Source organism: uncultured Shewanella sp. (assembly GCF_947501225.1).
Classification (GTDB): domain Bacteria; phylum Pseudomonadota; class Gammaproteobacteria; order Enterobacterales; family Shewanellaceae; genus Shewanella.
Genome location: NZ_CANMUW010000027.1, coordinates 1 through 26212, shown reverse-complemented (window position 1 = coordinate 26212; position 26212 = coordinate 1). Strand labels below are relative to the sequence as shown.

Genomic DNA, 26212 nt, shown 5'->3' with positions numbered 1-26212 from the left:
CCAGCCGAAGGAGAGCAACGAATGAATCATCTACTATCGATAAAAGAGCTAAGTCAGGACCAACTCAAAGAGTTACTGGCTTTGGCGAAGAAGATTAAGGCAAACCCGGCTGAATACCGTCATGCGTTAGATGGGAAAAGCGTGGTTATGTTATTTGAGAAGCCCTCTTTAAGGACCCGCGTTAGTTTTGACATCGGCATTAATAAGCTCGGCGGTCATTGTCTTTATTTAGATCAGCAAAATGGTGCACTGGGAAAGCGTGAACCTGTTTCTGATTTTGCTGCCAATATTTCGTGCTGGGCCGATGCTATTGTCGCCAGAACCTTCCTGCACTCGACCATTGAACAGTTGGCTGAGCACGGCACTGTGCCGGTGATCAACGCCCTATCCGATCTATATCACCCCTGCCAGGGGTTAGCAGACTTTTTAACCCTGTCTGAGCAGTTTGATGATGTCAGCAAGGTGAAGTTGGCCTATGTCGGCGATGGAAATAATGTGACGCATTCACTTATGTATGCTGCGGCAATCTTAGGTACGACCATGACAGTTATCTGCCCTCCTGGTCAGTTTCCGGATGGTCAGGTTGTGATTGAGGCGCAGGCCTTAGCCGCCAAGCATGGTGGTGAGTTGATACTCACTTCAGATATTGAATCTATCGATTCGCAAGATGCTATCTATACCGATACATGGATCTCTATGGGGGACGATACAGCTCTGAGTGATATCGAAGCTAAATTTAAGCCATATCAAGTTGATGCCGCGATGATGGAGAAAGCTGGAGCAAGCTTCTTTATGCACTGTCTGCCGGCATACCGTGGTGTTGAGGTTACAGCTGATGTGGTCGATGGTGAAGGCTCACTTATATTGCAGCAGGCTGAGAATCGTATGCATGCACAAAATGCAGTGCTGGTGACGCTCTTAGGCAACTAGCAGCACATTAAACCAAATTATCCGTTATCGAGGTTTTCGATAACAAAAATGAAAGAATTAGGATTGAACGATGTCAATTGAAACAAAGAAAACAGATGTGAAGAAGGTGGTTCTGGCTTATTCGGGTGGCTTAGATACTTCGGCTATTATTCCTTGGCTGAAAGAGACCTATGGTAATTGTGAGATTGTTGCCTTCTGCGCCGATGTCGGACAGGGAGAAGCAGAGCTTGATGGGCTTCATGAGAAGGCTATTGCATCAGGTGCCTCTGAGTGTCACATCGTTGACCTCAAAGAGGAGTTAGTTGCCGATTATATCTATCCTACTATTGCTACCGGTGCTATCTATGAAGGTACTTATCTGCTGGGTACCTCAATGGCGAGACCTATTATCGCTAAGGCGCAGGTAGAGGTTGCACGTAAAGTTGGGGCCGATGCGGTTTGTCATGGTTGTACCGGTAAAGGCAATGATCAGGTACGTTTCGAGGGGTGTTTTGCAGCGCTTGCTCCCGATCTTAAGGTGATCGCTCCCTGGCGTGAGTGGGAGATGGTGAGCCGTGAAGATCTGCTCGATTATCTTGCCGAACGTAATATCGAAACGACAGCTTCGGCGACTAAAATCTATAGCCGTGATGCAAATGCCTGGCATATCTCTCATGAAGGCGGTGAGTTGGAAGATCCGTGGAACGAGCCGACTAAAGGTGTTTGGACCATGACGGTTGCACCTGAGGACGCCCCGGATGCCCCCGAATATGTTTCACTTGAGATAGAGAAGGGAGAGATCACTAAGGTCAACGGTGAGGCGCTATCTCCCTATAAGGCGCTAATGCTATTGAATGATATTGCCGGTGCTCACGGCGTCGGAAGAATTGATATCACCGAAAACCGCTTGGTTGGTATGAAGTCTCGCGGATGTTATGAAACACCCGGTGGGACAGTTATGTTTGCCGCACTCAGAGCCATTGAGGAGTTAGTCCTGGATAAGAGTAGCCGGGAGTGGCGTGAGCAGATTGGTGCTCAGATGGCGCACCTTGTTTATGATGGCCGTTGGTTCACACCGCTATGTGAGTCATTGCTGGCAGCATCGGCACCTCTGGCTAACCTGGTTAACGGCGAGGTCGTTATCAAGCTCTATAAGGGACAGGCGCATGCAGTGAAGAAGCGTTCACCTAACAGCTTGTACTCAGAGGAGTTTGCTACCTTTGGTGAAGATGATGTTTATAACCAGAAAGATGCAGAGGGCTTTATCCGTCTCTACTCTTTAGCTAGCCGTATCAGGGCGTTAAAGGCTAAGTAACTAGCGGTTATAAATAGCATTTTAGCTATTGGAAAGCGTTAAACATTTTAATCAGTAGATTAAGTCATTAAGTGAGCGGGGTTTGAAGCCCCGCTCCAGATCAAAAAAGAGGAAGTCAGCATGGCACTATGGGGTGGAAGATTTAGCCAGGAGAGCAGCGCGCTATTTAAATTATTCAACGACTCTCTGCCTGTCGATTACCGCTTGGTCGAGCAAGATATTGTCGGCTCGATTGCTTGGGCCAGTGCGATTACCCAGGTGGGCATTTTGTCAGAGGATGAGTGCCAGAAACTGCAGCAGGCGTTGAAAGATCTATTAGTTGAAGTAGAAGATAATCCCGAGTTGATTCTGGCATCGGGAGCCGAAGACATTCACAGCTTTGTCGAATCCTCTCTGATCGCTAAAGTTGGCGATTTAGGCAAGAAGTTACACACTGGCCGTTCGCGTAATGATCAGGTTGCGACCGACCTTAAGCTTTGGTGTAAAAAAGAGGGGCAGCAGCAACTGGTTCTGTTAAAAGGACTAAGGCGGGCACTGCTTGATCTTGCAGAGAGAGAGTTGGACGCCGTCATGCCAGGTTATACTCATCTACAGCGTGCACAGCCGGTGGCGTTCGGTCACTGGTGTCTGGCTTATGTGGAGATGTTTGAGCGTGACATTAGCCGTTTAGAAGATGCGCTGAAGCGTGCCGATACCTGCCCGTTGGGGACAGGTGCTTTGGCGGGTACCGCTTATCCGATGGATAGATATAAACTCGCCGAGTCGCTGGGCTTTGCATCGCCAACTCTCAATAGCCTGGATACCGTATCGGACAGGGATCATGTGGTTGAGATCTGCAGTGATGCTTCGATTAGCATGATGCACCTGAGTCGGATGGCGGAAGATCTTATCTTCTTCAATAGTGGAGAGGCCGGTTTTATCGATCTCGATGATGAGGTGACATCAGGCTCTTCACTGATGCCGCAGAAGAAGAACCCTGATGCACTGGAGTTGATCCGCGGTAAAACGGGACGGGTTTACGGAAGTCTAATCGGGATTTTAACCACCATGAAGGCGCTACCCTTAGCCTACAACAAAGATATGCAGGAGGATAAAGAGGGTCTGTTTGATGTGATGGATAGCTGGTCTATCTGTCTCGAGATGGCGGCTTTGGTCTTGAGTGGTTTGAAAGTAAATCGTGAGAATACCTTGAGCGCAGCTCAGCAAGGTTATGCTAACTCGACTGAGTTGGCTGATTACCTGGTGGCCAAGGGTATGCCATTTCGCGAGGCACACCATGTGGTTGGTGAGGTGGTAGTTAAGGCACTTTCACTGAAGAAGCCGTTGGAGGATTTTGATTTAGTGGAGTTACAATCTTTCTCTGATATCATCGAGCGTGATGTGTTTGATTGTTTGACCATCGACTCATGTCTTGAAAAACGAGAGGCGCTAGGTGGCACCGCGCTACCTCAGGTCAGAGCGGCATTGGCAGCGAAGTTAGCCGCTACAGAGTAGAAGTTATACAAATAAAAATTTTTTTAGCTCGACTGTCAAAAATAAGTCGTTCATTTTTTCTTGAAAATATTGACGAAAGCGCGCCGGAGTAGACACTTCGGCGCGCTTTTTTACTTATCTATTTAGCAGCTTGTTAATTACTGTTTATTGAAAAAGCTCCTCGGTGGAGTCCTCTATGAAAATATCGTTCGCCTCTTCAGGCTCTGAAGCAAACTCCTTAGGCTCAGTTCCGGAGATGAAGTACTCAAATTTACTGGTGTAATCCGTTTTACGGCTCAACTTTCCGGTTGCCAGATCAATTCTCACCGAGACGATACCTTCTGGTGGGGTCGTTGCTACTTCAGGTGTGCCGGCAAGCGCATTCTTCATAAACTCATTCCACCCCGGGCCAGCAGTCTTGGCGCCTGCCTCGGCGGCTGAGATCTGATCTTTTGCGGCATTGGCATTCCAACTGGTTCTGCCTAACTCTTTACTGTGGTCGTCGAAGCCAACCCATACAGTGGTGGCAAGTTTAGGGTTAAAGCCACTAAACCAGGTATCACGTGATTCGTTGGTGGTTCCTGTTTTTCCCGCAATATCTCGTCTTTTTACCACCCTAGCTGCTCGCCAGGCGGTTCCATTCCAGCCGGTTCCCTTACTCCAGTTTCCGCCGCCCCAGATAACGCTCTTGAGTGCATCGGTGATCAAAAATGCAGTTTGCTCCGAGATTATTTGAGGGGCATAACGGCTCTCTGAATTGCCGCAGCTTGGCTCTTTTTCCAGCTCTGCTGGTGGCTGCAGTTCATCGGCCATAGAAGCAAACGGATCCTCATGGGCCTGCTCCGGCTGTTCAGTTTCGGGAGTGCAGGCAAGGGTTGGATTCGCTTTCTCAATTATCTGTCCGTAAGAGTCTTCTATGCGTTCAACAAAGTAGGGTTCGACTCGATAGCCGCCATTGGCAAAGGTAGAGAAGGCTGTCACAACCTGCAGCGGAGTCACTGAGGCCGAACCCAATGCAATCGATTCGTTGCGAGGCAGATCTTGTGGGTCGAAGCCAAACCTGATTAAGGTTTCTATAGATGAGTCCAGCGTCGCATAGCGCATCGCACGTACTGCCATTACGTTAATTGACTGTGCAAGTCCGACCTTAAGCCTTGTCGGTCCGGTATATCTGTCGGGAGAGTTTTTAGGTCTCCAAGCCGTACCCTGGCGAGTATCGGGCTTATTAATCGGTGCGTTGTTGATTAATGTCGATAACGTATAGCCCTTTTCGATCGCAGCGGTATAGATAAACGGTTTGATATTGGAACCAAGCTGACGTTTAGCTTGAGTCACGCGATTATATTGGCTGGTATGGAAACTAAAGCCGCCGACAAGAGTGCGTATTGCACCGTCATGTGGATCGAGAGATACAATAGCGCTCGCCACTTCAGGGATTTGAGCCAGTTGCCAAAACTCACCATTATCTCTAATCCATACCTGTTCACCGACGTTGAGAATCTCAGACGCTGTTGTAGGCGCTTTGCCTTGACGCTTATTGGTGATGAATTTGCGAGCCCATTTCAGTCCCGCCCACTCGAGCTCCATCGCCTCTCCGTTGGAGGTGAGCACCTGCACGCTCTGCTCGTTTACCGCAGTAACGGCTGCGGGTATCAGGCCCTGAAATGCCTTCGTCTGCTTTAATCGTGCGATAATGTCTTGGTTATCCAGAGGTGTTTCAGTCCATAAAACGGATTCCGCCCCGCGATAGCCATGACGTTCGTCGTAGGCGTATACATTGTTTCTTAGAGCCTTTTGCGCCTCTAATTGGAGGGTTGAGTCTATGCTGGTGTAGATGTTATAGCCGCCGGTATAGGCTTCCTCTTCCCCAAACTTCTCGACCAGGTAATCTCTGGCCATCTCTGAAATATAGGGGGCGTAGAGGTTGATCTCGGCGCCGTGATACTTGGCCGTGATGGGAGATTGAGTTGCTTCCATATACTGAGCCTGAGTGATGTTCTGTTTCTCTAACATACGGCTCAATACCCAGTTACGACGATTCATCGCTCTCGCCGGGTTGCGGATCGGGTTGGCTGCTGAGGGAGCCTGAGGTAGTCCGGCGATCATGGCCATTTCAGGTAGGGTCAGCTGTTCTAACTCCTTACCATAGTAAACCTGCGCGGCAGCCCCGACACCATAAGCACGATTTCCCAGGAAAGAACGGTTCAGATAGAGCTCTAAGATCTCCTCTTTAGACAGGGCCTTCTCAATCTTTATGGCCAGGAAGATCTCTTTGATTTTCCGAATATAGGTTTTCTCACGGGAAAGGAAGAAGCCTCGAGCCACCTGTTGGGTAATGGTGCTGGCCCCCTGACTCTTTTTGCCCGTGGTCAAAAGAATGATTGCCGCTCGGGTGATACCTATCGGGTCTATACCGTGATGTTCGAAGAACCTGGCATCTTCCGTGTCTAAAACGGCATCGATAAGCATGGGAGGCACATTTTCAAATTCAACCGGAATTCTTCTCTTCTCTCCAAATTGGGAGATCAGCTTCCCATCACTACTATAGATACGTAGTGGAGTCTGAAGTTTTACTGTTTTTAGTGTGTTTACATCCGGAAGATCGGGTAACACATAAAAGTAGGCCGCAGCAATGGCGCCAACGCCTAAAAGAGCCAGGCTGAATAGAGCAATAATAAAACGTTTAAACCACTTCACCACGAGATTCCAAATTTTTTGCAAGGTCAATAGTATATAAGGCGCTCGCTCAATGGTGAAGTAAAAAAGGTTGTCAAAAAAATGGCAATTGTAAAACCGGGAAACATTCTGTACAAATATCTATAACGAGTTGATTTTGTGCTAATCTAATTCTTGAAACAATAACAAAAAAGTGACGATGGACTATGCTTTCAAAATTATGGAAGCGTCAGGCTCCGCAGATGGTAGGAATCGATATCGGTTCCCACGAAATAAAGGCAATACTGCTGAGCCAGACGGCTGATGGTTATAAAATTGTAAGTCATGCTGCAGTACCCGTAAAAAAGGGGGCCGTAAATGATCACGAAATCCGTGATACTGATGCGGTTGTCGAGTCATTAAGGCAGGTAAAGCGCGCACTGCCTAAGAGTGCTAAATTCGCATCTGTAGCGGTATCTGGCTCTGCGGTAATGACTAAGGTCATCTATATGGATGCATCTCTGAGTGAAGAGGAGATGGAGAGCCAGATCGAGATCGAGGCCGATAATCTTATTCCATATTCCCTCGATGAAGTTAGCATTGATTTTGAAACATTAAATGTAAACAGTACCGACCCGACCAAGGTCGATGTACTGCTTAGTGCGTGTCGAACTGAAAATATTGACGCTCGTGTAGACGCCCTTGATGATATCAACCTTGAAACCAAAGTTGTCGACATCGAAGGCTATGCACTTGGGCGAGCTTACGAGGTTGTAGCGGCGCAACTGCCGGATGCCGCCGAAGGTAAGGTTGTAGCCCTGGTCGATATTGGTGCCAACATCACCACATTTGCAGTGGTCGAGAATGGTGAGACAAGCTTTGTGCGTGAACAGGCTTTTGGTGGGGAGCAATTTACTCAATCTATTCTCTCATTTTACGGAATGTCACATGAGCAAGCCGAGAAGGCAAAGCTGGAGGGTGACCTGCCGCGTAATTATATGTTTGAAGTTTTATCTCCTTTTCAGACTCAGCTCTTGCAACAGATAAAGCGGACCTTACAGATTTATTGCACATCCAGCGGTAAGGATAAAGTTGATCACATTATTTTATGTGGAGGAACATCTAAGCTTGAAGGGATGGCAAATCTATTAACTAATGAACTAGGAGTTCACACCATCATTGCAGATCCGTTTCAGGGTTGCCTACATGCCGATGATGAGGTGAAGAGCCAATTGCAACCTGAGATAGGCAAATATATGGTTGCCTGTGGCTTAGCGCTGAGGAGTTACTCTCAATGGCGAACATAAACCTTTTACCCTGGCGAGAAGAAGCAAGAGAGAAGCAGAAGAGAGACTACATTGGCATATTGGCATTGGTTTTCCTTGCCTCTTCATTGGTTGTGTTTCTCTCATTGAGCTTTATCGACATGATGACGGATAATCAAAGAGCCAGAAATGCATATCTTCAAGGTGAGATCCAGCTTTTAGAGAAACAGATCGCCGAAATAACTAAGATTCGAACGCGTAAAAAAGATATCGAACGCAGAACAGAGATTATATTGAATTTACAACAGTCACGGAATTTGCCGACTCATGTCCTGGATGAGCTGGTACGTGTTGTTCCTCCGGGTATCTACCTCTCCAGTATCGAGAAGAAGGGGAGCCTGTTGTGGATCGAGGGCCGCAGTGAATCCAATAATAATGTGGCAAATATGATGAGAAAGGTGAAGACGTCTAAGTGGCTTCTTGATCCAAATATGCAGTCTATCGTCGCCCATAATGAAGAGTTGAGACAGTTACAGCGATTTAGTTTGAAAGTAACGATCAATGAAAGCGATAGTGTAGAAAGTTCAGAACAAGGAGCGACTAAATGAACCTTGACCTGAGTCAGTTTAATGATATTGATTTTGAAAACATAGGAGGTTGGCCTCCATTCGTTAAACTTGTTTTCGCTATCATGTTGTCAATATGTATTTTTGCTGCCAGTTACTTCCTGTTTATTTCAGATGCGATAGATACCTTAAATAGAGAGCAGCAAACTGAGCTTACCCTGCGAGATGATTTTAAGTCTAAGTATCGGCTGGCTGCTAATTTAAAGCTGTATCGTGAACAATTAGCGGCGATGGAACTTCAGTTTGCCGAGCTGCTAAAAATGTTACCATCTAAAAATGAGATGCCGGGATTACTCGATGATTTAACCTTCGTAGCTACGGACTCAGGTTTAAAAATTGAAAGCTTAGATTGGCGTGAAGTGATTCCGAGGGATTTCTATTTTGAATTTCCCATTAGCATGACTGTCAGTGGCGATTACCATGAGTTAGGACAGATGGTCAGCGGTGTCGCTAAGTTACCACGTATTGTGAGCCTGCATGACTTCGTCATTAAGAAGAGTGATACCGGTGGCTTAGGGATGGAGATTCTGGCAAAGACCTACCGCTTTAAAGAGGGGGCAGCGTTACCTGCGGACGTTAAGAAAGGGAAGGGGAAAAAATAATGAAACTTCTTCCTTTGTTAATATTAAGCGTATTTTTGGTCGGCTGTGTTGGCGATCGTAGTGATTTAGAGCTATTTGTTACTACTACCAAGGCCCAGCATGTGGCACATATTCCGCCATTGAAAGAGCCGCCAAAATTTGAACATTTTGAATATCAAGCCGATTTAATGCGTAGTCCTTTCGTTCCTCCTTCAAGAGAATTAACTGAAGAGGTGATTGATACGTCAAAGGATTGTTTGCAACCCGACCTGAAGCGACGCAAAGGTCGGTTAGAGACGTATGCTCTTGATAATTTAAAAATGCGTGGGACTTTAAGTGAAGTAGAGAATATTTGGGCCTTAGTAGAAACAAATGATGGTAGTGTCTATCGTTTGGGTATTGGAGAGTACCTGGGGCTATATCACGGAAGAATTGCTAAAGTTACACCACAAACAGTCGAAATAATTGAATTAATTCCAGATGGTTCTGGTTGCTGGACAGAAAGACTAAGCAACCTGGAATTAACTGGTAAATAACAAGCGAAGGATGAGGGAATAATGGAATCTTCTGCCGCGAATAAAAATTTTTTTAATGTGTCAGTTCTTTTTAGAGTTGTCGCTTGTTTAGCGCTAATTACTGTGGGAACGTCATACGCGATGGCTGCGAATCGTTTAGTGGATGTAAAGTATCACTCTATCGTTGATCATCAGTTAGAGCTTCAATTGATATTTGAGAATGAAATATTGGAGCCTGAAATAGATCTTAATGCATCTCCTGCTGAAATTATTCTTGGCTTTAATGAAAGTGTATCCGGTTTAGAAAAAGATTCGCTTCCCATTAACACCGTTGGTGTCGAGACTGTTTCGATTAAGCAAGAAAATAGTGTTATGCAGGTAGTCGTACTACTGGATAAGGTTAAAGCCTATCAAGGCAAGCTGGCCGGTAATATTTATAGCCTGACAATTAATGATGAAGTGACCAATAGCGCTAACAAGGATTCTAATCCATTTATCAACGGGGTTGATAATATTGATTTCAAAAGAACCGCTAAAGGTGGTGGTGAACTCTTAGTTAAGTTAGATAATAGCTCGGTGGCTGCGAACGTGGAGCAGGTTGGCTCCAAATTGGAGTTAAAGCTTTATAACACTGAAATACCTTCAGATTTTCTTTATGTGATGGACGTACAGGACTTTGCCACACCGGTGAGAAGTTTTGAAACCTTTAAAGATGAACTGACGACTCGTATATTGATCGATATTGCAGGTAACTATGAGTACAACTATAAGCAGGAGGGCAGCCTGTTTAGACTGAGTGTAGATAAGGTCGAGCGGGTTAATGTCGCCAAGAAAGAGAAGAAGTATGAGGGCCGTTCACTGTCACTGAATTTTCAAAGTATCTCGGTGAGAACCGTGCTGCAGATTATCGCCGATTATAATAATTTTAACCTGGTGACCAGTGATACGGTGGAAGGTGATATCACTCTGCGTTTAGATGATGTGCCCTGGGATCAGGCACTCGATCTTATTCTGCAGACCAAGGGGTTGGATAAACGTATCGAGGGTAATATTCTGATGATCGCGCCTAGTGAAGAGCTGGCGATCAGAGAGAGTCAACAACTGAAGAACTTGCAGGAGGTCAAGGAGCTGGCTCCTTTATACTCTGAATATCTTCAGATCAATTATGCCAAGGCGACAGATATTGCCGAGCTATTAAAAGGTGAAGACTCCAGCCTGTTATCGGCCAGGGGGAGTGTCGCGGTTGATGAACGTACGAATACGCTATTGGTGAAAGATACCGAAGAGACGTTAGAGAACGTGCATCGATTGATCGAAGTACTCGATATTCCAATTCGTCAGGTGTTGATCGAATCACGTATGGTGACGGTAAAGGATGATGTCTCCGAGGAGTTGGGGATCCGTTGGGGCATAACTGATCAGCAGGGTGATAAGGGAACTTCCGGTAGCCTGGAGGGAGCTGAAAATATTTCAAATGGCATAGTTCCGGCACTTGCCGAAAGGTTAAATGTGAATCTGCCTGCTTCCACCGGTGCTGCGAGGGTGGCGTTCCATGTGGCCAAGTTGGCCGATGGTACGGTTCTTGATATGGAGTTGAGTGCCTTAGAGAAAGAGGATAAAGGTGAGATTATTGCCAGTCCGCGCATCATGACCTCTAATCAGAAAGCAGCTTATATTGAGCAGGGTGTTGAGATCCCCTATCTAGAGGCGAGCTCCAGCGGTGCTGCAACAGTTAGTTTCAAGAAGGCGGTACTGTCACTGCGGGTGACACCACAAATTACTCCCGATAACCGGGTGATTCTCGACCTTGAAATTACGCAGGACTCTCAAGGCAAGGTAGTGGCTACGCCTTTGGGAACGGCGGTTTCTATCGATACGCAACGTATAGGTACTCAGGTGTTGGTCGATCACGGTGAGACGATTGTGCTTGGTGGTATCTATCAGCAGCAACTGATTAATAGGGTGAATAAGGTACCTGTTTTGGGAGATATCCCCTTTGTAGGCTTCCTCTTCAGAAGCACAACCGATGAGAACAAGAGACAGGAGCTGTTGATCTTTGTAACTCCTAAGATTGTTTCACAAGAGCTTTAAAGCGCCTATCGGCGAAACCTGAGCCAGTGCCGGAGGCGCTGGCTCTTCTGTGTTAGTCGGACTAATTTTACAGAATGTGAGCATCACTACTTGCCTTCAATGGGGTTTAGCTGAGATAATCCCCGGTCAAGTCTCAATAGAGCAAGGTAACATTTAAGGTCGGTTTTATTTTTTAAATCGGCATCCGCAAACTTCATATAAGATTCAGACGTAAAAGCAATGGCTGAGAAACGTAATATTTTCCTAGTAGGTCCTATGGGGGCTGGTAAAAGCACTATAGGGCGTCATCTGGCACAGATGCTGCACTTAGAGTTCCACGATTCAGATCAAGAGATTGAAAACCGCACAGGTGCGGATATAGCGTGGGTTTTTGATGTCGAAGGCGAAGAAGGTTTCCGCGTTCGTGAAACACAGGTAGTCGCCGATTTAACTGAAAAGCAAGGTATTGTTTTAGCGACAGGCGGTGGTTCTATTCAGAGTAAAGAGATCCGTAATAATCTTTCTGCTCGTGGAATTGTTGTCTACCTAGAAACAACAATCGATAAACAAGTCGCTCGTACTCAACGAGATAAGCGACGTCCATTGTTGCAAGTTGAAGATCCAAGAGAAGTTTTGGAGAATCTGGCTGCGATTCGTAATCCTTTATACGAAGAGATTGCTGATGTCATCGTTAAGACCGATGAGCAGAGTGCAAAAGTGGTAGCAAATCAAATTATTGAACAGTTAGGTTTCTAGGCAGGAAAATGAAGCAAATTCAGGTTGATTTAGGTGAGCGTAGCTATCCAATAATATTTAGCCAGAATTTGACGAGTTGTGGCGAGCATTTTGCTCGCTACCTCCAAGATAAAAAGATCCTGATTGTTACTAATGACACTATAGCGCCTCTTTATCTGGAGACTCTACAAACAGTGTTATCTCCATTTGATTGTGTTGAACCTGTCATCTTACCCGATGGAGAGCAATACAAGACTCTCGAACAGATGGATAGTATCTTTACCTCCTTGTTGCAGCAAAACCTAGGCAGAGACGCTGTGCTAATAGCCTTAGGTGGTGGTGTAATCGGTGATATGACAGGCTTTGCCGCTGCCAGTTACCAGAGAGGAATCGATTTTATTCAAGTGCCTACGACATTGCTGGCTCAGGTCGACTCGTCTGTAGGTGGTAAAACCGCCGTCAATCACCCTCTCGGTAAAAATATGATAGGCGCCTTCTATCAGCCTAAAATGGTACTCATCGATACGGATTGTTTAAAAACACTCCCGGCAAAAGAGTTCGCTGCCGGAATGGCCGAGGTCATAAAGTACGGCATTATCTGGGATGATGAGTTTTTTGGCTGGCTGGAAGAGAATGTCGAGCCATTGAAGTCACTGGATACTCAAGCATTAACCTACGCGATTGGACGCTGCTGCGAGATAAAGGCTGAAGTTGTTGCTCAGGATGAGACCGAGCATGGGGTGCGAGCGCTTCTCAACTTAGGTCATACGTTCGGCCATGCAATAGAAGCTGAAATGGGTTACGGCGTTTGGTTGCATGGTGAAGCGGTCGCTGCTGGCACAGTACTTGCTGCTAGTACTGCATCAGAGATGGGGCTAATCGATGAGTCAATTGTTTGTCGAGTAACTAAGTTATTCCAAGCGTTTGACCTGCCTGTTACTCCTCCTGCGTCGATGAATTTCGACGATTTCATTAGGCATATGCGGCGAGATAAGAAAGTACTGAAAGGTCAGCTCAGATTAGTTCTCCCGGAAGCGATAGGCAAGGCTGGGATCTATTGTGAGGTGAGCGATGAACTACTGGAAACTGTTATTCGCTGCGCATAGTTTTGTGTGGTGCATGAGTGACATTTAAAGACTCGATATTATTACCAAGCCAAGAAAACCTGTTGCAGCGACTTCAACATGTGAGTCTCTATGGACAGCAGTTGCTGGTGCTTACCGGCTCATCCGGTTCCGGTAAAACAACTCTCGTCACCTCTCTTCTTAATGAGCTCGATGAATTTAGTTCGGCCCTTGTCACCTGTCCTAAACACTGTGATTGCAGTGAAATTCGCAGAAAAATTTTAGTTCAGCTACTGTCCGAGCCTGTCTTCGATGATGAGATCCCACTTCCAGAAACAGTATTGAGACTCTCCGGAGCGCTGCCTTCGGCTTCCTGTATTGTGCTCGATGACGCGCACCATCTACCGATGGAGGTGTTGGCCGAATGCATTGTGCTCAGCCAGCTCTCAATTCCGGGAAAAGCCATCTCTGTGGCATTAACAACCACCCATGACTTCTTTGAACATCTGCTCAATCAGCTACCCGAGCAACAGCATGAGACGCTGCTGTCCATCGGCATCGATCCACTATCGTTTCAAGAGCGAGAGGCACTCTACTACACCCTGTTGAGTAGGAGTGATGAAGACCCCTTCACTCCAAGGGAGATAGTCAAAGAGCAGTTGGGAAAACAGTCCGGCACACCTCAAGAGGTGGTTAACCTGCTCGAGCTTGCCCTGCACGGTGAGCCGGATACCCCTGTATCACGCAAATGGTATAAGTGGGCGCTGGCAGGCGTTGTAATTTCTCTCTGCTTCATACTTGGTTATCAGCTTCTTTCAGTCGAAGATAGAGAAGCAAGCCCGTATATCCCGGAAAAAACCGTGTTAGAACCTGAGTCCGGCCCTTCGTTTTTATATGGATATGGCGAACAGCTTTTGAGTGGATATTTTATTGTTCATCAGACTCTACCTGTCGAGCCTTCGAGAGTGCGGGAGCAACTCGCTGAGGTTAAGACTGAGCCTGACGGGGAGGTTGCTTCTGAGGCTGAGGCGGGTGATGAGTCTCAGCCGATAACAGAAAGTGCAGCAGAGCCCGGTTTGAGCGTTGCTTCGGATGAGCTGTCGTCAGTTGAGGAGTTTGAGGGGCTGGCAGAGATTGAGCCCACTGAGCTTACCTCGGTCGATAGTAAGGAGGCGGCAGCCAACGATGAAGCCGGTTCGGCTGCAGATCACACTAACAAAGAGCCTGAAGTAAAAGGGTTTACTCTGCAGCTGGCGAGTGTTCGTCAACCTGGATCGCTCGATAACATCTTAGACATTCTGCAGAGCGAGAAAGGTGTTAAGGTGGCGCGTTATCAACAGAAGTGGGTTGTCTTGCTTGGTCATTTCGACACCTGGGCGCAGGCAGACAAAAAAGCTCAGGATTTAGTAGCAAAATATCAGCTAAATACTCCCTGGATCCGCTCACAGAAAAATTTAGTCGGTTATGAACTACAAGATAGCCTTCCTGCTCGTGATATTCCTTAATAAACAGAGTACAATCGGTGACTTCATTTTTCTTAGCATTCAATCAATTTAGATGAGTAAAAAACAGAGAGCCTTTCTTAAGTGGGCGGGCGGTAAATTCAAACTGATTGAAGCACTCACAGAGCACCTTCCCGAGGGGAAGCGTCTGGTAGAGCCTTTCGTTGGCGCGGGTTCTGTATTTTTGAATACAAATTACTCAAGCTACCTTCTGTGTGATATTAATCAGGACCTTATCAATCTATACAAGATTGTTCAGTCGGAGCCTGAGCGATACATCGCGGCTGCTAAAGCGATGTTCGTGCCTGAGATGAATGAAAAGGAAGCCTATTACAGAGTAAGAGCCGAATTTAACTTAAGTAGCGATCCATTTCTTCGTTCGGTCTACTTCCTATACATGAATCGTCATGGTTTTAATGGCTTGTGCCGCTATAACCGTAAAGGTGGCTTCAATGTGCCGTTCGGTTCTTACAAGAAGCCTTACTTCCCGGAAAAAGAGATCAGAGCCTTTGCTGAGAAAGCGCAGTGTGCCGAGTTTCGCTGTATCGGCTATGAACAAGCGTTTGATCTTACCACCGAGGGGGATGTTGTTTATTGCGACCCGCCATATGCTCCACTTTCAACGACAGCCAGCTTCACTACCTATGTAGGCACAGGCTTCAGTCTGGATGATCAGGCCCTGCTTGCGCGTAAGTCCCGACATACAGCTATTGAACGTGGCTTCCCTGTTCTGATCAGTAACCACGATATTCCTCTGACGAGGGAGCTTTATCATGGGGCCAGATTCGACACGATTCAGGTGCAGAGAAATATCAGTCAGAAAGGCAGCACACGTAATAAAGTCGATGAACTTATGGCCCTTTATGATGACCGGTATCATAGTGAGAACGATTAAAGATTATTGAGGGGCTGGTGGCCGTTGAACTGTTGGTTTTACTCCAGCACTGCTTTAACGATAAACAGCAAGGTGAATACCAATGCAATAGCCAGCACTAACCCCATAATAATAAACGGAAGTGGAGAGGTGGTCTGGAAGTCTCGTTTTCTGTTTTTCTCGCTTTGAACACCGAAGAAAGCCGCCAAAGTGCTGAGTAATAACTCCCAGCCTTTTCTTAGCATATGCCTATATCTTAAAAGCTATTCTGCTGACTCTTTGCCGGATTCACATCGTCCAGCGGCCCATCGTTATGACCATGTAGCAGCTCGAGAAGATCGACGAAGTGAAGCTGGTTTGAACGGCTCTTACCTGCAAACCAATTTGTCCAGTTAAGATCTTCTGATTGGCGTGCGCAACGATTACTGGGGTGACTCGCAGGAAGGGATGGATTATAGCTGGATTCAGAACTTGTGCTGCAGACACAGGCCGATAATGGATCGGAAGAGGAAAAACTTTGAACGCCCATTGCTGTGATAGCGATAGCGGTTGCGGAAGTCGCAATGAAAGCGGCTGACTTCATGCTTGTTGATAGTTTTTTCCCTTTTTTCATCGCCTCGTCCTTTATCAAACCTCGCTCGCAGGTCGAGTTATTATAGCAAAGCCGACTATATTTTGAACATTTTTTTTCCGTGCTCTCAATTATTGTACGAATGTATGATAATTTTTGTGGTCGATCATATCGAAATCCCCCATAAGGCCTAGTGGCTTAAGCTAGCAAAAGGTAGAATAGCGTATTTCTTAAACACTGTAGTGAGTTTGCTATGCGCCCATTTCTTATTGCTCCCTCTATCTTATCTGCCGACTTTGCCCGTTTAGGTGAAGATGTCGATGCCGTCCTTAACGCAGGTGCCGACGTGGTACACTTCGATGTAATGGATAACCATTATGTACCGAACCTGACTATTGGCCCTATGGTATGTCAGGCCTTGCGTGATTATGGCATTACGGCAGATATCGATGTACATCTCATGGTTAAGCCGGTTGACCGTATTATTCCCGATTTTGTTAAGGCGGGTGCTTCAATTATCACATTCCATCCGGAAGCTTCAGAGCATCTGGACAGAAGCTTACAGTTAATCAAAGAGTCCGGCTGCAAAGCAGGTTTAGTGTTTAACCCCGGTACCCCTTTGCACTACCTGGATCATGTTATGGATAAGCTGGATGTCATCTTACTGATGTCGGTTAACCCTGGCTTCGGTGGTCAATCTTTCATCCCGTCAACGTTGGATAAACTAAGACAAGTTCGTAAGTTAATCGATGATAGCGGCTATGATATTCGTCTGGAAGTCGATGGCGGCGTTAAGGTTGATAACATTGCCGAGATTGCGGCGGCGGGTGCCGACATGTTTGTAGCTGGCTCTGCGATCTTTAATAAGCCGGACTACAAGGCTGTTATCGATGAGATGCGTGCAGAGTTGGCTAAAGTCGAGTCATAAACGATGAGTCGGTGGAAAAAACTCAAGGCTATCGCCTTCGACCTGGATGGTACGTTGATTGACAGCGTACCGGATCTCGCTGCTGCCACCCAGGCTACGCTGCAGGAGTTCGACCTGGCGTCATGTTCAGAGACTCAGGTGAGAAGCTGGGTTGGCAATGGTGCCGAGATGTTGATGCGTAGGGCGCTTTCATCAGCGCTTGAGCGCGATGTGGAGCAATCCCTGCTCAATGATGTGATGCCTCGTTTCATGCACCATTATCAACAGCATCTCCAAAGGTACAGTAAGTTATATCCGGATGTTTTAACCGTGTTGGAAGCGTTGAACGCAGCCGGGTACCAGCTGGCTATTGTTACCAACAAACCACATAAATTCACCATGCCTCTTCTGGAGGCGTTTAAGGTCGAGCACCTTTTCTCTGAGGTCCTTGGTGGTGACTCTTTGCAGCGGATGAAACCCGATCCTTTGCCGTTAACCCACCTTCTGAACCACTGGCAACTTGAGAGAGATGAGCTTTTGATGGTTGGTGATTCAAAAAATGATATTTTGGCGGCTAAAGCTGCAGGTATTAGTTCCATAGGCTTGACCTATGGGTATAACTACGGTGAAGATATCAGTCTTAGCAGTCCGGATGCGGTCTGTGAACAATTTAGTGAAATTTTGACACTAGTAAATAACAGCGTAAAAGTAATGGAGCAAGAAAACGTATGACTAACCCCGCCAAACCCATAGTACTTAGCGGTGCACAGCCGTCAGGTGAACTGACCATAGGTAACTATATGGGCGCATTGAGACAGTGGGTTGCCATGCAAGATAGCCATGATTGCCTCTACTGTGTCGTCGATCTTCACGCCATTACGGTAAGACAGGATCCTAAACTTCTAAGAGAAGCTTGTCTTGATACCTTGGCACTGTACCTTGCTTGTGGCGTCGATCCTAAGAAGAGCACGGTATTCATTCAATCTCAGGTTCCGCAGCATACGCAGCTGGGCTGGGCATTAAACTGCTATACCCAGATGGGTGAGCTTAACCGTATGACCCAGTTTAAAGACAAGTCGCAAAAGCATGCCAGTAACATCAACGTCGGCCTGTTTGCTTACCCTGTTCTGATGGCCGCCGATATCCTGTTGTATCAAGCCAATGAGATCCCCGTTGGTCAGGATCAGAAACAGCATCTTGAACTAACTCGTGATATCGCGACACGTTTCAACAATGCCTATGGTGATACTTTCACTATTCCTGAGCCGTTTATCCCTGAACACGGCGCTAAGGTGATGTCGCTTCAGGATCCGCTTAAGAAGATGTCTAAGTCGGATGATAACCGTAATAACGTTATCGGGCTGCTCGAAGAGCCTAAGAAGATCATGAAGAAGATCAAGAAAGCGATGACCGATAGTGATGAGCCACCAGTGGTTCGTTTCGATACCGAGAATAAGCCAGGTGTCTCTAACTTGCTTAGCTTGATGTCGGGTGTGTCGGGTAAGAGCATTGCCGGCCTGGAAGCCGAGTTTGAAGGCAAGATGTATGGTCACCTTAAGGTTGCCGCCGGTGAAGCTGTGGTAGAAATGATCGAACCTCTTCAAGCCAGATATCGTGAGTTCAGAGAGGATCAAACCTTCCTGAATCAAGTGATGCAGGAGGGGGCCGAGAAGGCTCAGTCTCGTGCTGAGGTCACGCTTAAAAAGGTCTACGAGAAAATAGGTTTGCTGGTATAAGCCTGTTTAAAATCTCTGTTTTCTCATGAAAAAGCCGACCCTGTGTCGGCTTTTTTGTGTCAGGAACACTTATGCCTATTTCCCATGGACGGGAAGAAATAGGCTTTGTGTCAGGAACACTTATGACTCTATTTGTTGAATAAGAGTCCCATGGACGGTCGTTCATGTTCCTTACATGAAACCGACATTTCCTCCATCCCTGGAGGTCAAAAGAAATAGACTTTGTGTCAGGCCACAAATGCTCCCTGCATTTACTGACATTCCCACCATCCCTGGCAGTCAGAACACTTATGAAGGTTTACCACGGATGGTTTAAAACCTTCGTTGTGTCTGGCTTCTTGTCAAAAACTGTTATGGCTATTTACCATTATGGTTATCGCTCTGCTTTAATCTAATGACTCGTGACTCGTGACTCGTGACTCGTGACTCGTGACTCGTGACTCGTGACTCGTGACTCGTGACTCGTGACTCGCCCTCCTCATTTCTGATGGCAGATCCACTCGATGAAAGCGGCGATGGCTGGTTCCTTTAACCTGCGCCGTTTACAGCTGAAGTTAAATTCAAAGCCTGTGAAAATATCGGGTAGATCCAGGGCGACCAGTCGGCCCTTCTCTATGTCGTTCACTACCATGAAATCTGAGGCTAACGCGATTCCCTGACCTGCGACTGCCGCCTCAATGGCGAGTAATACATGACTGAAGATATGTTGCTGTAGATCCGCCGGGAAAGGGGTGTTATTGGCAAGGCTCCATCGGTCCCAGTCCAGGCCTATAGGGCCTTCATCGACAGTAAGCAAGGGGTATTGCCACAGAGAGTCGATGAGAACCGTTTCTCCTCTGGCAAACAGATCCGGGCTACAAACGGGTATCAAGCGCTCCTTATGGAGTAGCTGATGCCAGTAGCCGGGTTGATTACTCTGGCCGCTGATAAACATGTCCGCAACGCTATCGGAAAGATCTGGATCGTCGGCAATCATATCCAGGCGAATCTTTATCTCCGGATATTGGCGCCTGAAATCGCTCAGCCTTGGGATCAACCACTTCACCGCAAATGAGCTGTATACCGCAAGCCTGAGTTCGTGATTCTCACCACCCGATATCTGTTGGTTCAGATCGCTCAGCTCGTTAAAAATTCTGGAAAGCTCTGTATAGAGCTGCTCCCCTTTCATACTCAATTTGAGCTGTCTTCCTGATCGGTTAAAGAGCTGCTCCCCAAAGTGCTCCTCGAGTACCCGAACCTGATGAGAGACGGCACTCTGGGTGATACAGAGCTCATCGGCGGCGCGGGAGAAGTGTTGCTGCCTGGCTGCCGCCTCAAAAACCTGTAGCGCGCGTAGTGGGGGGATTTTTCGCATAAATAGAGGCTCAGTATCTGGATTTAGCATGAATCTAATTCATCTATGATTAAAAAACATCATTTCAGCTAACATTATGTGCTCTATATCATAAGCCGCATCTATTGTTACTTGTGTGGGCATGCAATGAATCGTGCTGTCGTTATTGGTATCGGAATTTTAGTCTTCGGAAATGTATTTAGTGCGCTTTATGATGTGTCGGTTAAGTGGGTATCTGAGGATGTAAATGCCGCAACATTTCTACTCATACGTCAGCTCACGGCGGTGTTGATGATAATGCCGCTCTGGTTACGGGAGGGAGCACCGTGGAGTAGCCATACTAAGCTTCACCTCTTCAGAGCCCATGTGGGTACCTCTGGAGCCTTGCTGCTGATCATGGGGCTGATGTCGCTGCCTCTCGCTACTGTCAGCTCACTGTTTTACTCGGCTCCTTTAATGATTATGCTCATGGGCTATCTGTTTTTAAAAGAGAAGATGAGTGGCGCGCAATCGGTAGCGGGTGTTTTAGGTTTTATTGGTATCTTAATCATTCTCAGACCCAGTGAGATGAATGTTTTTGGTATCGCCGTGCTGGCGGGAGCGCTCACCTTTGCCATCAATCAGTTGGTGTTAAAGAAGCTGCCCTCTACAGAGTCACCCACGGTTACCCTTATGCTGTATAACCTGTTTAGTGTCCCTATCGTCATGTTATTCACTATCGTTCAGGGATTCTCCGGGCTGAGCTGGGAAGTCATTGGTCTTGCCGTAGTGAGTAACGCCTTTCTGTTGGCTTATCAGTGGTTGAGCGTGCTTGCATATCGTAAAGCCAAAGCCAGTGAAGTCGCCATTGCAGAATATACCGGATTAATTTTCTGTGTATTCTTTGGGTGGCTGTGGTTCGATGAGTGGTTAGATGGGTTAAGCTGGCTCGGTGCAGGTTTTATCGTGCTGCCTTCACTCCTGTTACCCTGGATATCGGTGGGAGTGAAACGTCGACAGCGTGCCGCAGCAGTTGCTCAGGGATATAATGGCTGAGCGTATAATTGCTTTTGAAGATACGGGTGTGGTGGCTATTTTGGAGCCGGTGATTCGAAGACCTTGATCACCTTGCGAACGCCGGCGGTATTCCGGGCAACATCGACCGCAAGGTCTGCCTGATCTCTTGCCACTAAGCCAAGCAGAAATACTTCGCCGTTTTCTGTTATCACCTTAATGCGGGTCACATCAAGGTTATCGGTATTTAGCATCCGGGTTTTCACCTTAGTGGTTATCCAGGTGTCGTTACTCCGGGTTGTGAATGAGGTGGGGTTGCCGATCCGTATCTGGTTATGGATCTTCCCACCTAATTTTAGTTCCTGAACGGCACGGACAGCCTTGTCTCTTAACATGGAGTTTGGTGACTGGCCGATCAGCAGTACATTTCCATTCATCACCACGCCGGTGATATTGGCTTGGTTTTTTACATCTTCCAGGGTGGCGAGTTCGCTGGCTATCTGGAAGTCTGCGTTGGTATCGTCAAGCTGAGTCGAGAAACTCCGCTCGTCATTGACCATCATTGCACCACCAACAGCCCCAACCATGACGGCACCGGCACAGCCTTGAAGTAGTAGCGCTATCGCTGCTAGTGAGAGCAGTCTGATCATTATATTTTGTCCTGACACAATGGAATGTGAGATGTCACCCGAGAGTCAGGGTGACATTTAGAAGCAATATCGCTTTCCTATTGCTGCTCATCCTGAGGGAAGAGGGTGCGATCTATGTTGTCACACAGGCAGTGAATCGCGAGCAGGTGCACCTCCTGAATGCGCGCCGTGCTATTAGAGGGCACACGGATCTCTACATCGTTAATGCTGAGCAGGCCAGCCATCGGGCCGCCGTCTTTACCCGTCAGGGCCACGATAGTCATATCTCGGCTTAGTGCCGCTTCAATTGCTTTGATCACATTGCCTGAGTGACCGCTGGTTGAGATTGCCAGCAGGATATCACCAGGCTGCCCTAACGCTAAGATCTGCTTAGAAAAGATCTCATCGTAGCTATAGTCATTGGCGATAGCCGTAATGGTAGAAGTATCAGTTGTCAGTGCAATAGCCGGTAGTGGCGGACGTTCAACCTCAAAGCGGTTTAGTAGCTCTGCAGAGAAGTGCTGTGCATCACCCGCACTGCCACCATTACCGCATGCCAGAATTTTATTGCCGCCTAACAGGCAGTGAACCATCATCTCCGCAGCCTTGGCGATAGACTCGGGTAGCGCCTCAGATGCATCGATCTTGGTTTGAATGGAGTGGGTAAAGCTATCTTTAATACGTTCTAACATGGGGACATCCTTAATTTTAAATCTCTTGTTATCATGCAATAACGGGTTACGGCATGAGTCATTAATCTGGTGTTTAAAAAGCGTTTGGCAGCCACTGTATCTGGCCTGCATCTATCGCTATCAGATCGAATCGACAGCTGGCGTCGATATTGTTGATCTGCATGTAATGTTCGGCTGCGCGCCTCAATCTCTTTAACTGTCCGGAGCTTAGTGCATTCAAGGCTCCGCCGTATTGGTTTTTCGAGCGATATTTCACTTCGACGAAGATCCACTCTTTGCCATCTTTCATGACCAGATCAATTTCACCGAATCGATACCGGACATTTTGTTCGATGAATGTCAGGCCTTGCCGGGTCAGGTACTCTAATGCCAGGCGCTCACCTGTCTGTCCGTGCTCTGTCGATACCTTGCTCTTATCGTCGCCTATCATTGCGGGCGTAAATTACCCCGCTGATAACGACCCCAGCTAAGTTCTCTGTTTACTGTTCCGTCGGGAGAGACGGACAGCATACCGCTTCGTCCGGAAAACTGATAGCCGGGCAGGGCCCGCATCTGAGCCAATTTACCTACAAGTTCCAGGGAATCATAGCCCATGATGTAGAGGCGTTTTTGGCTATAGCTCCACGATGGCCACAGTTCTTCGACTAAACGAGTCTCATCACTGCTCTGTAGCAACCATGGTATATCACTGATATTCAAGTTATTTAGCTCTTGAGCCGTTTCACGCGAACTTCCTTCAACACGACTCCTGCTGCTGGTATAGAGGGGAACCGGGTCGGCAAAAACACTAAAGTTTACATCGATAAAAGGTTTCAGTAACGGGAGGTCGCGGTTACCGGAGATCATATAGATGGCATCTATGTCGCGTCGGGAGCGGAAGTCGGCTTCGATATCATTTCCCAGTAGCGCCTTTATTCGGGCAATACGTTCCTTACTGTCGATGACACCCAAAGATTTCTGTACCGTAACCTTCATCTGATCACCGGCATCGTAATAATGAACTTCGGCAGGGCGTTGTGTTAACTCAGTCCATGCCTGATTGAAGCTATCTGCCATTCTGTGGCCGACGGCATTATTGCTGGCCAGAAGCAGCGGCGTGGTGATCCCGTCGTTAAATATTCTCTTGGCCGCATCACGCGCTTCATTAGCGGGGGAGAGCGCGAAATAGAACTGATTATCGTCGGGGATGAAGTTCTCAATATGGTTCAGGTATAGCTGAGGAACGCGCTTAACCGCCCCAGTTAGTAACTGCTGCGGAGAGTCAGAGGTTGAAGCTAAAGCCGGTTGTTGAAGCTGCTCAACTTCAGATTGCAATAGTGGGCCGATAATAAACTCGGCACCGCCATCTAATGCCGCCTGATAAGCCGTCTGTGCTCCTTTAGCCGTATCGAAAAAGTTGATCGAGACGCTATCGTCAGGATTGGCCAGGTAACGAGAGAGTATTCCCTGTTTCACCGTGCTGGCGAGAGTTGCTCTGGAGCCGGATAAAGGGAGTAGTACAGCGATATTTTTAGGGCTGTAGGGCTGCACATTGAGTGCTTTTTCCAGATCGGTCGGCAGTTTCACTGCGGCGGGATGAGTCGGGTTCGCATGCTGCCAGCTGCCTAAGTGTTGAACCAATTGATTGGGGTCGATAGCGTAGTGCTTTGCTATGTAGGCCAGTTGTAGCCAGCCCGCAAAGACAGGACTGGAGCTGTCCTGGCTAAAGGTCAATAGGGTCTGCTCATGCATAGGCTGCAGAATTCGCCAGATGCTGTCATTGATCTCTCCCGCTTGAGATGCGGGAAGGTATGAACTCAAGAGAGTGAGCTGCTTTACCTGTTCGATTGGTTGCTTAATCTGTTGGAATAACCTGGCCTTAAATTGATGAAAAGCGACCATTTGCCAGTCGGCAAGTTGCCACTGGTTTGGGTACTCCAGTTGGCTGAGGGCTTCATCAAAGGTCGAAGTCATTTCGAGTACCCGGGCCGTCAGGTATCTATGTTCGGCCAGAATTTCAGGCTTCTGCACCAAACTCTTCTCGACAGATTTAAGAGTCTTATTTGCAGAACCGGCATCGCCGTCATTAATAAAGGCATGGGCGGCGAGCAGAGCGTATCTATTCTGCTCTTCCTGATTAGCTGATTTTGCCGCTAAATCTATGTATTCAGTAGCTTGCAGAGGGGCGCTCACCAATGAGATCTGTTTGGCGGCGGGTTTCACCGGTGCGGGAGTCGTTCCGCAACCGAATAAAACAGCACTTAAAACTGCGATAGCAATTAATTTAGTTGTATTCAGTCTTTTCAACACACTTTTTTTCAACACAAGAGGCCACTCTGGTAAGATGCTGCCAATAGTTTAACCTTCTCTCACGCTTGACGAAAGTCTTGTGATAGTCAAACCGAGGTAGATATGGATCTGGCGGTCGCACTTTACATAGTTCCAACCCCTATTGGTAATCTTGCCGATATCAGTACACGCGCCATAGAGGTGCTTAATAATGTTGCATTAATTGCTTGTGAAGATACTCGTCATAGCGGCAAGCTTTTGAGCCATTTCGGTATCGAGACAAGAAAAACCGCACTACACGATCACAATGAGAGAGACAGAGCCGATTGGATCATTCAAAAGCTAAGCAATGGTGAGCCTGTAGCCCTTATCTCCGATGCCGGTACGCCACTTATCTCTGATCCCGGTTACCACCTCGTATCGGCGGTAAGAGGTGCAGGCTATACCGTGACGCCATTACCGGGCCCTTGTGCGGCAATAACGGCACTGAGTGCATCTGGTTTGCCTTCGGATCGTTTCTCGTTCGAAGGCTTTTTGCCATCGAAAGAGAAGGGGCGTTTAGATAAGCTGGCAGAGCTTAGGGAAGATCCCAGAACATTGATCTTCTACGAATCACCTCATCGTATTCTTCATAGCTTAGAATCTATCTCGACCGCGTTTGGGGCCGATCGGCAGATAGTGATGGCGCGGGAGGTGACAAAAACCTTTGAAACATTTCTTTCCGGTCCGGTCAGTGAGGTGCTGGAAACCGTCAAGAGTGACCCTAACCAACAGCGCGGTGAAATAGTGTTGATGTGTCATGGTTACCGCAGTGAGCAGGAGTCGGAGATTGCCGCTGAGGTGGTTAATACACTTAAGCTACTCGCCGATGAGTTGCCCCTCAAGAAAGCGGCCGCGATAACCGGGCAGATCTACGGGCTTAAGAAGAATGCGCTGTATAAATATGGTTTGGAGATTGGGTTATAGATAAATTGTGAGCCGGATTTCATCCATTTCGGTTTATTTTGTTGGTGTGTAGCGATCCCTTAGGCTATAATCCGCGCCGAGTTGGCCAGACAGTTGCTGCGTTCGCAAGAACGGGGAGGAAAGTCCGGGCTTCATAGAGCAGGGTACCAGGTAACGCCTGGGCGGTGTGAACCGACGACAAGTGCAGCAGAGAGAAGACCGCCAATCTTCGGATTGGTAAGGGTGAAAGGGTGCGGTAAGAGCGCACCGCACGGCTAGTAATAGTCTGTGGCAAGGTAAACTCTACCCGAAGCAAGACCAAATAGGGTTCCATTACTTTTAATAGTTATTGCGCGGCTCGCGTTGGAACCGGGTAGGTCGCTTGAGCCTGCGAGCGATTGCAGGCCTAGATGAATAACTGTCCACGACAAGACCCGGCTTATCGGCCAACTCACCTAATAAAAGAAAGCCCGCAGGTTTAATAACCTGCGGGCTTTTTGCTGTCAGTCTACAGCTTCGGCTTATCGGGCACCAATGTCACCTAATAAAAGAAA

General features: G+C 47.4%; 25 protein-coding genes and 1 other RNA gene. 18 read left to right on the top strand and 8 right to left on the bottom strand.

Annotated elements, in window-relative coordinates:
* Positions 1-21: 21 nt before the first annotated feature.
* The 3 genes from Q1B47_RS21260 to argH all read left to right on the top strand — a co-directional run bounded on the left by Q1B47_RS21260 (position 22) and on the right by argH (position 3718).
* Positions 22-930 (top strand): ornithine carbamoyltransferase, encoded by a 909-nt coding sequence (locus Q1B47_RS21260; RefSeq protein WP_299798628.1) that lies wholly within the window; start codon positions 22-24, stop codon positions 928-930.
* A 70-nt stretch (positions 931-1000) separates the two neighbouring features.
* Positions 1001-2224: an argininosuccinate synthase gene (locus tag Q1B47_RS21255; RefSeq protein WP_299798625.1), complete on the top strand. Its 1224-nt coding sequence runs from the start codon at positions 1001-1003 to the stop codon at positions 2222-2224.
* A 120-nt stretch (positions 2225-2344) separates the two neighbouring features.
* Entirely contained in the window at positions 2345-3718 is a 1374-nt protein-coding gene (argH, locus tag Q1B47_RS21250) for an argininosuccinate lyase (RefSeq protein WP_299798622.1), read from the top strand.
* A 144-nt stretch (positions 3719-3862) separates the two neighbouring features.
* Here argH and Q1B47_RS21245 read toward each other — a convergent pair whose 3' ends face one another.
* Positions 3863-6394, bottom strand: a complete 2532-nt coding sequence (locus tag Q1B47_RS21245) for a penicillin-binding protein 1A (RefSeq protein ID WP_299798619.1) — start codon at positions 6392-6394, stop codon at positions 3863-3865.
* A 185-nt stretch (positions 6395-6579) separates the two neighbouring features.
* Between Q1B47_RS21245 and Q1B47_RS21240 the strand changes: the two genes are divergently transcribed.
* The 9 genes from Q1B47_RS21240 to Q1B47_RS21200 all read left to right on the top strand — a co-directional run bounded on the left by Q1B47_RS21240 (position 6580) and on the right by Q1B47_RS21200 (position 15605).
* Positions 6580-7659: a pilus assembly protein PilM gene (locus Q1B47_RS21240; RefSeq protein WP_299798617.1), complete on the top strand. Its 1080-nt coding sequence runs from the start codon at positions 6580-6582 to the stop codon at positions 7657-7659.
* The gene (locus Q1B47_RS21235; protein WP_299798614.1) at positions 7647-8225 is read left to right on the top strand and encodes a PilN domain-containing protein; all 579 of its coding nucleotides are present in this window, start codon (positions 7647-7649) and stop codon (positions 8223-8225) included. Before Q1B47_RS21240 ends, Q1B47_RS21235 begins: the two co-directional genes overlap by 13 nt.
* Positions 8222-8845, top strand: a complete 624-nt coding sequence (locus Q1B47_RS21230; RefSeq protein ID WP_299798611.1) for a type 4a pilus biogenesis protein PilO — start codon at positions 8222-8224, stop codon at positions 8843-8845. The genes Q1B47_RS21235 and Q1B47_RS21230 overlap by 4 nt, the downstream gene beginning before the upstream one ends.
* Positions 8845-9360, top strand: a complete 516-nt coding sequence (locus Q1B47_RS21225; protein ID WP_299798609.1) for a pilus assembly protein PilP — start codon at positions 8845-8847, stop codon at positions 9358-9360. The genes Q1B47_RS21230 and Q1B47_RS21225 overlap by 1 nt, the downstream gene beginning before the upstream one ends.
* 21 nt (positions 9361-9381) lie before the next feature.
* Positions 9382-11430, top strand: a complete 2049-nt coding sequence (locus Q1B47_RS21220) for a type IV pilus secretin PilQ (RefSeq protein WP_299798606.1) — start codon at positions 9382-9384, stop codon at positions 11428-11430.
* Between the two features lie 219 nt (positions 11431-11649).
* Positions 11650-12165: a shikimate kinase AroK gene (aroK, locus tag Q1B47_RS21215; protein WP_299798603.1), complete on the top strand. Its 516-nt coding sequence runs from the start codon at positions 11650-11652 to the stop codon at positions 12163-12165.
* A gap of 8 nt (positions 12166-12173) precedes the next feature.
* Entirely contained in the window at positions 12174-13250 is a 1077-nt protein-coding gene (gene aroB, locus Q1B47_RS21210) for a 3-dehydroquinate synthase (RefSeq protein ID WP_299798600.1), read from the top strand.
* Between the two features lie 17 nt (positions 13251-13267).
* Entirely contained in the window at positions 13268-14713 is a 1446-nt protein-coding gene (locus Q1B47_RS21205) for an AAA family ATPase (RefSeq protein WP_299798597.1), read from the top strand.
* Between the two features lie 52 nt (positions 14714-14765).
* Positions 14766-15605 (top strand): Dam family site-specific DNA-(adenine-N6)-methyltransferase, encoded by an 840-nt coding sequence (locus Q1B47_RS21200; RefSeq protein ID WP_299798594.1) that lies wholly within the window; start codon positions 14766-14768, stop codon positions 15603-15605.
* Between the two features lie 38 nt (positions 15606-15643).
* On the opposite strand, the gene Q1B47_RS21195 is transcribed toward Q1B47_RS21200, so the two are convergent.
* Entirely contained in the window at positions 15644-15829 is a 186-nt protein-coding gene (locus tag Q1B47_RS21195; RefSeq protein WP_299798591.1) for a DUF2970 domain-containing protein, read from the bottom strand.
* A gap of 11 nt (positions 15830-15840) precedes the next feature.
* The gene (locus Q1B47_RS21190) at positions 15841-16197 is read right to left on the bottom strand and encodes a hypothetical protein (RefSeq protein WP_299798588.1); all 357 of its coding nucleotides are present in this window, start codon (positions 16195-16197) and stop codon (positions 15841-15843) included.
* A 211-nt stretch (positions 16198-16408) separates the two neighbouring features.
* On the opposite strand from Q1B47_RS21190, the gene rpe reads away from it, so the two are divergent.
* The 3 genes from rpe to trpS are packed head-to-tail and all read left to right on the top strand — an operon-like array spanning position 16409 to position 18798.
* Positions 16409-17083 (top strand): ribulose-phosphate 3-epimerase, encoded by a 675-nt coding sequence (gene rpe, locus Q1B47_RS21185; protein ID WP_299798585.1) that lies wholly within the window; start codon positions 16409-16411, stop codon positions 17081-17083.
* A 3-nt stretch (positions 17084-17086) separates the two neighbouring features.
* On the top strand, positions 17087-17794 hold the full coding sequence (locus tag Q1B47_RS21180; protein ID WP_299798582.1) for a phosphoglycolate phosphatase: 708 nt from the start codon (positions 17087-17089) through the stop codon (positions 17792-17794).
* Entirely contained in the window at positions 17791-18798 is a 1008-nt protein-coding gene (gene trpS, locus Q1B47_RS21175) for a tryptophan--tRNA ligase (RefSeq protein ID WP_299798579.1), read from the top strand. Before Q1B47_RS21180 ends, trpS begins: the two co-directional genes overlap by 4 nt.
* Positions 18799-19276: 478 nt before the next feature.
* Here the strand turns inward: trpS and Q1B47_RS21170 are convergent, their stop codons facing one another.
* Complete coding sequence (locus Q1B47_RS21170; protein WP_299798576.1) at positions 19277-20152, bottom strand: LysR substrate-binding domain-containing protein; 876 nt, start codon at positions 20150-20152, stop codon at positions 19277-19279.
* Positions 20153-20278: 126 nt separating this feature from the next.
* Between Q1B47_RS21170 and Q1B47_RS21165 the strand changes: the two genes are divergently transcribed.
* Complete coding sequence (locus tag Q1B47_RS21165) at positions 20279-21166, top strand: DMT family transporter (protein WP_299798573.1); 888 nt, start codon at positions 20279-20281, stop codon at positions 21164-21166.
* A 35-nt stretch (positions 21167-21201) separates the two neighbouring features.
* Here the strand turns inward: Q1B47_RS21165 and Q1B47_RS21160 are convergent, their stop codons facing one another.
* The 4 genes from Q1B47_RS21160 to Q1B47_RS21145 form a co-directional block, all read right to left on the bottom strand.
* Complete coding sequence (locus tag Q1B47_RS21160) at positions 21202-21774, bottom strand: BON domain-containing protein (RefSeq protein WP_299798570.1); 573 nt, start codon at positions 21772-21774, stop codon at positions 21202-21204.
* Between the two features lie 77 nt (positions 21775-21851).
* Positions 21852-22445: a phosphoheptose isomerase gene (locus Q1B47_RS21155; protein ID WP_012144586.1), complete on the bottom strand. Its 594-nt coding sequence runs from the start codon at positions 22443-22445 to the stop codon at positions 21852-21854.
* A gap of 73 nt (positions 22446-22518) precedes the next feature.
* Positions 22519-22875 carry a YraN family protein gene (locus tag Q1B47_RS21150; RefSeq protein ID WP_299798563.1) on the bottom strand — a complete coding sequence of 119 codons (357 nt, stop codon included), beginning with the start codon at positions 22873-22875 and terminating at the stop codon, positions 22519-22521.
* Complete coding sequence (locus Q1B47_RS21145; RefSeq protein WP_299798559.1) at positions 22872-24734, bottom strand: penicillin-binding protein activator; 1863 nt, start codon at positions 24732-24734, stop codon at positions 22872-22874. Before Q1B47_RS21145 ends, Q1B47_RS21150 begins: the two co-directional genes overlap by 4 nt.
* A 102-nt stretch (positions 24735-24836) precedes the next feature.
* On the opposite strand from Q1B47_RS21145, the gene rsmI reads away from it, so the two are divergent.
* Together rsmI and rnpB are read left to right on the top strand one after the other, a co-directional pair.
* Positions 24837-25679, top strand: coding sequence for a 16S rRNA (cytidine(1402)-2'-O)-methyltransferase (rsmI, locus tag Q1B47_RS21140; RefSeq protein ID WP_299798555.1), 843 nt, complete (start codon positions 24837-24839; stop codon positions 25677-25679).
* A 77-nt stretch (positions 25680-25756) separates the two neighbouring features.
* Positions 25757-26116, top strand: an RNA gene (gene rnpB, locus Q1B47_RS21135) — RNase P RNA component class A.
* The last annotated feature ends 96 nt before the right edge of the window (positions 26117-26212 follow it).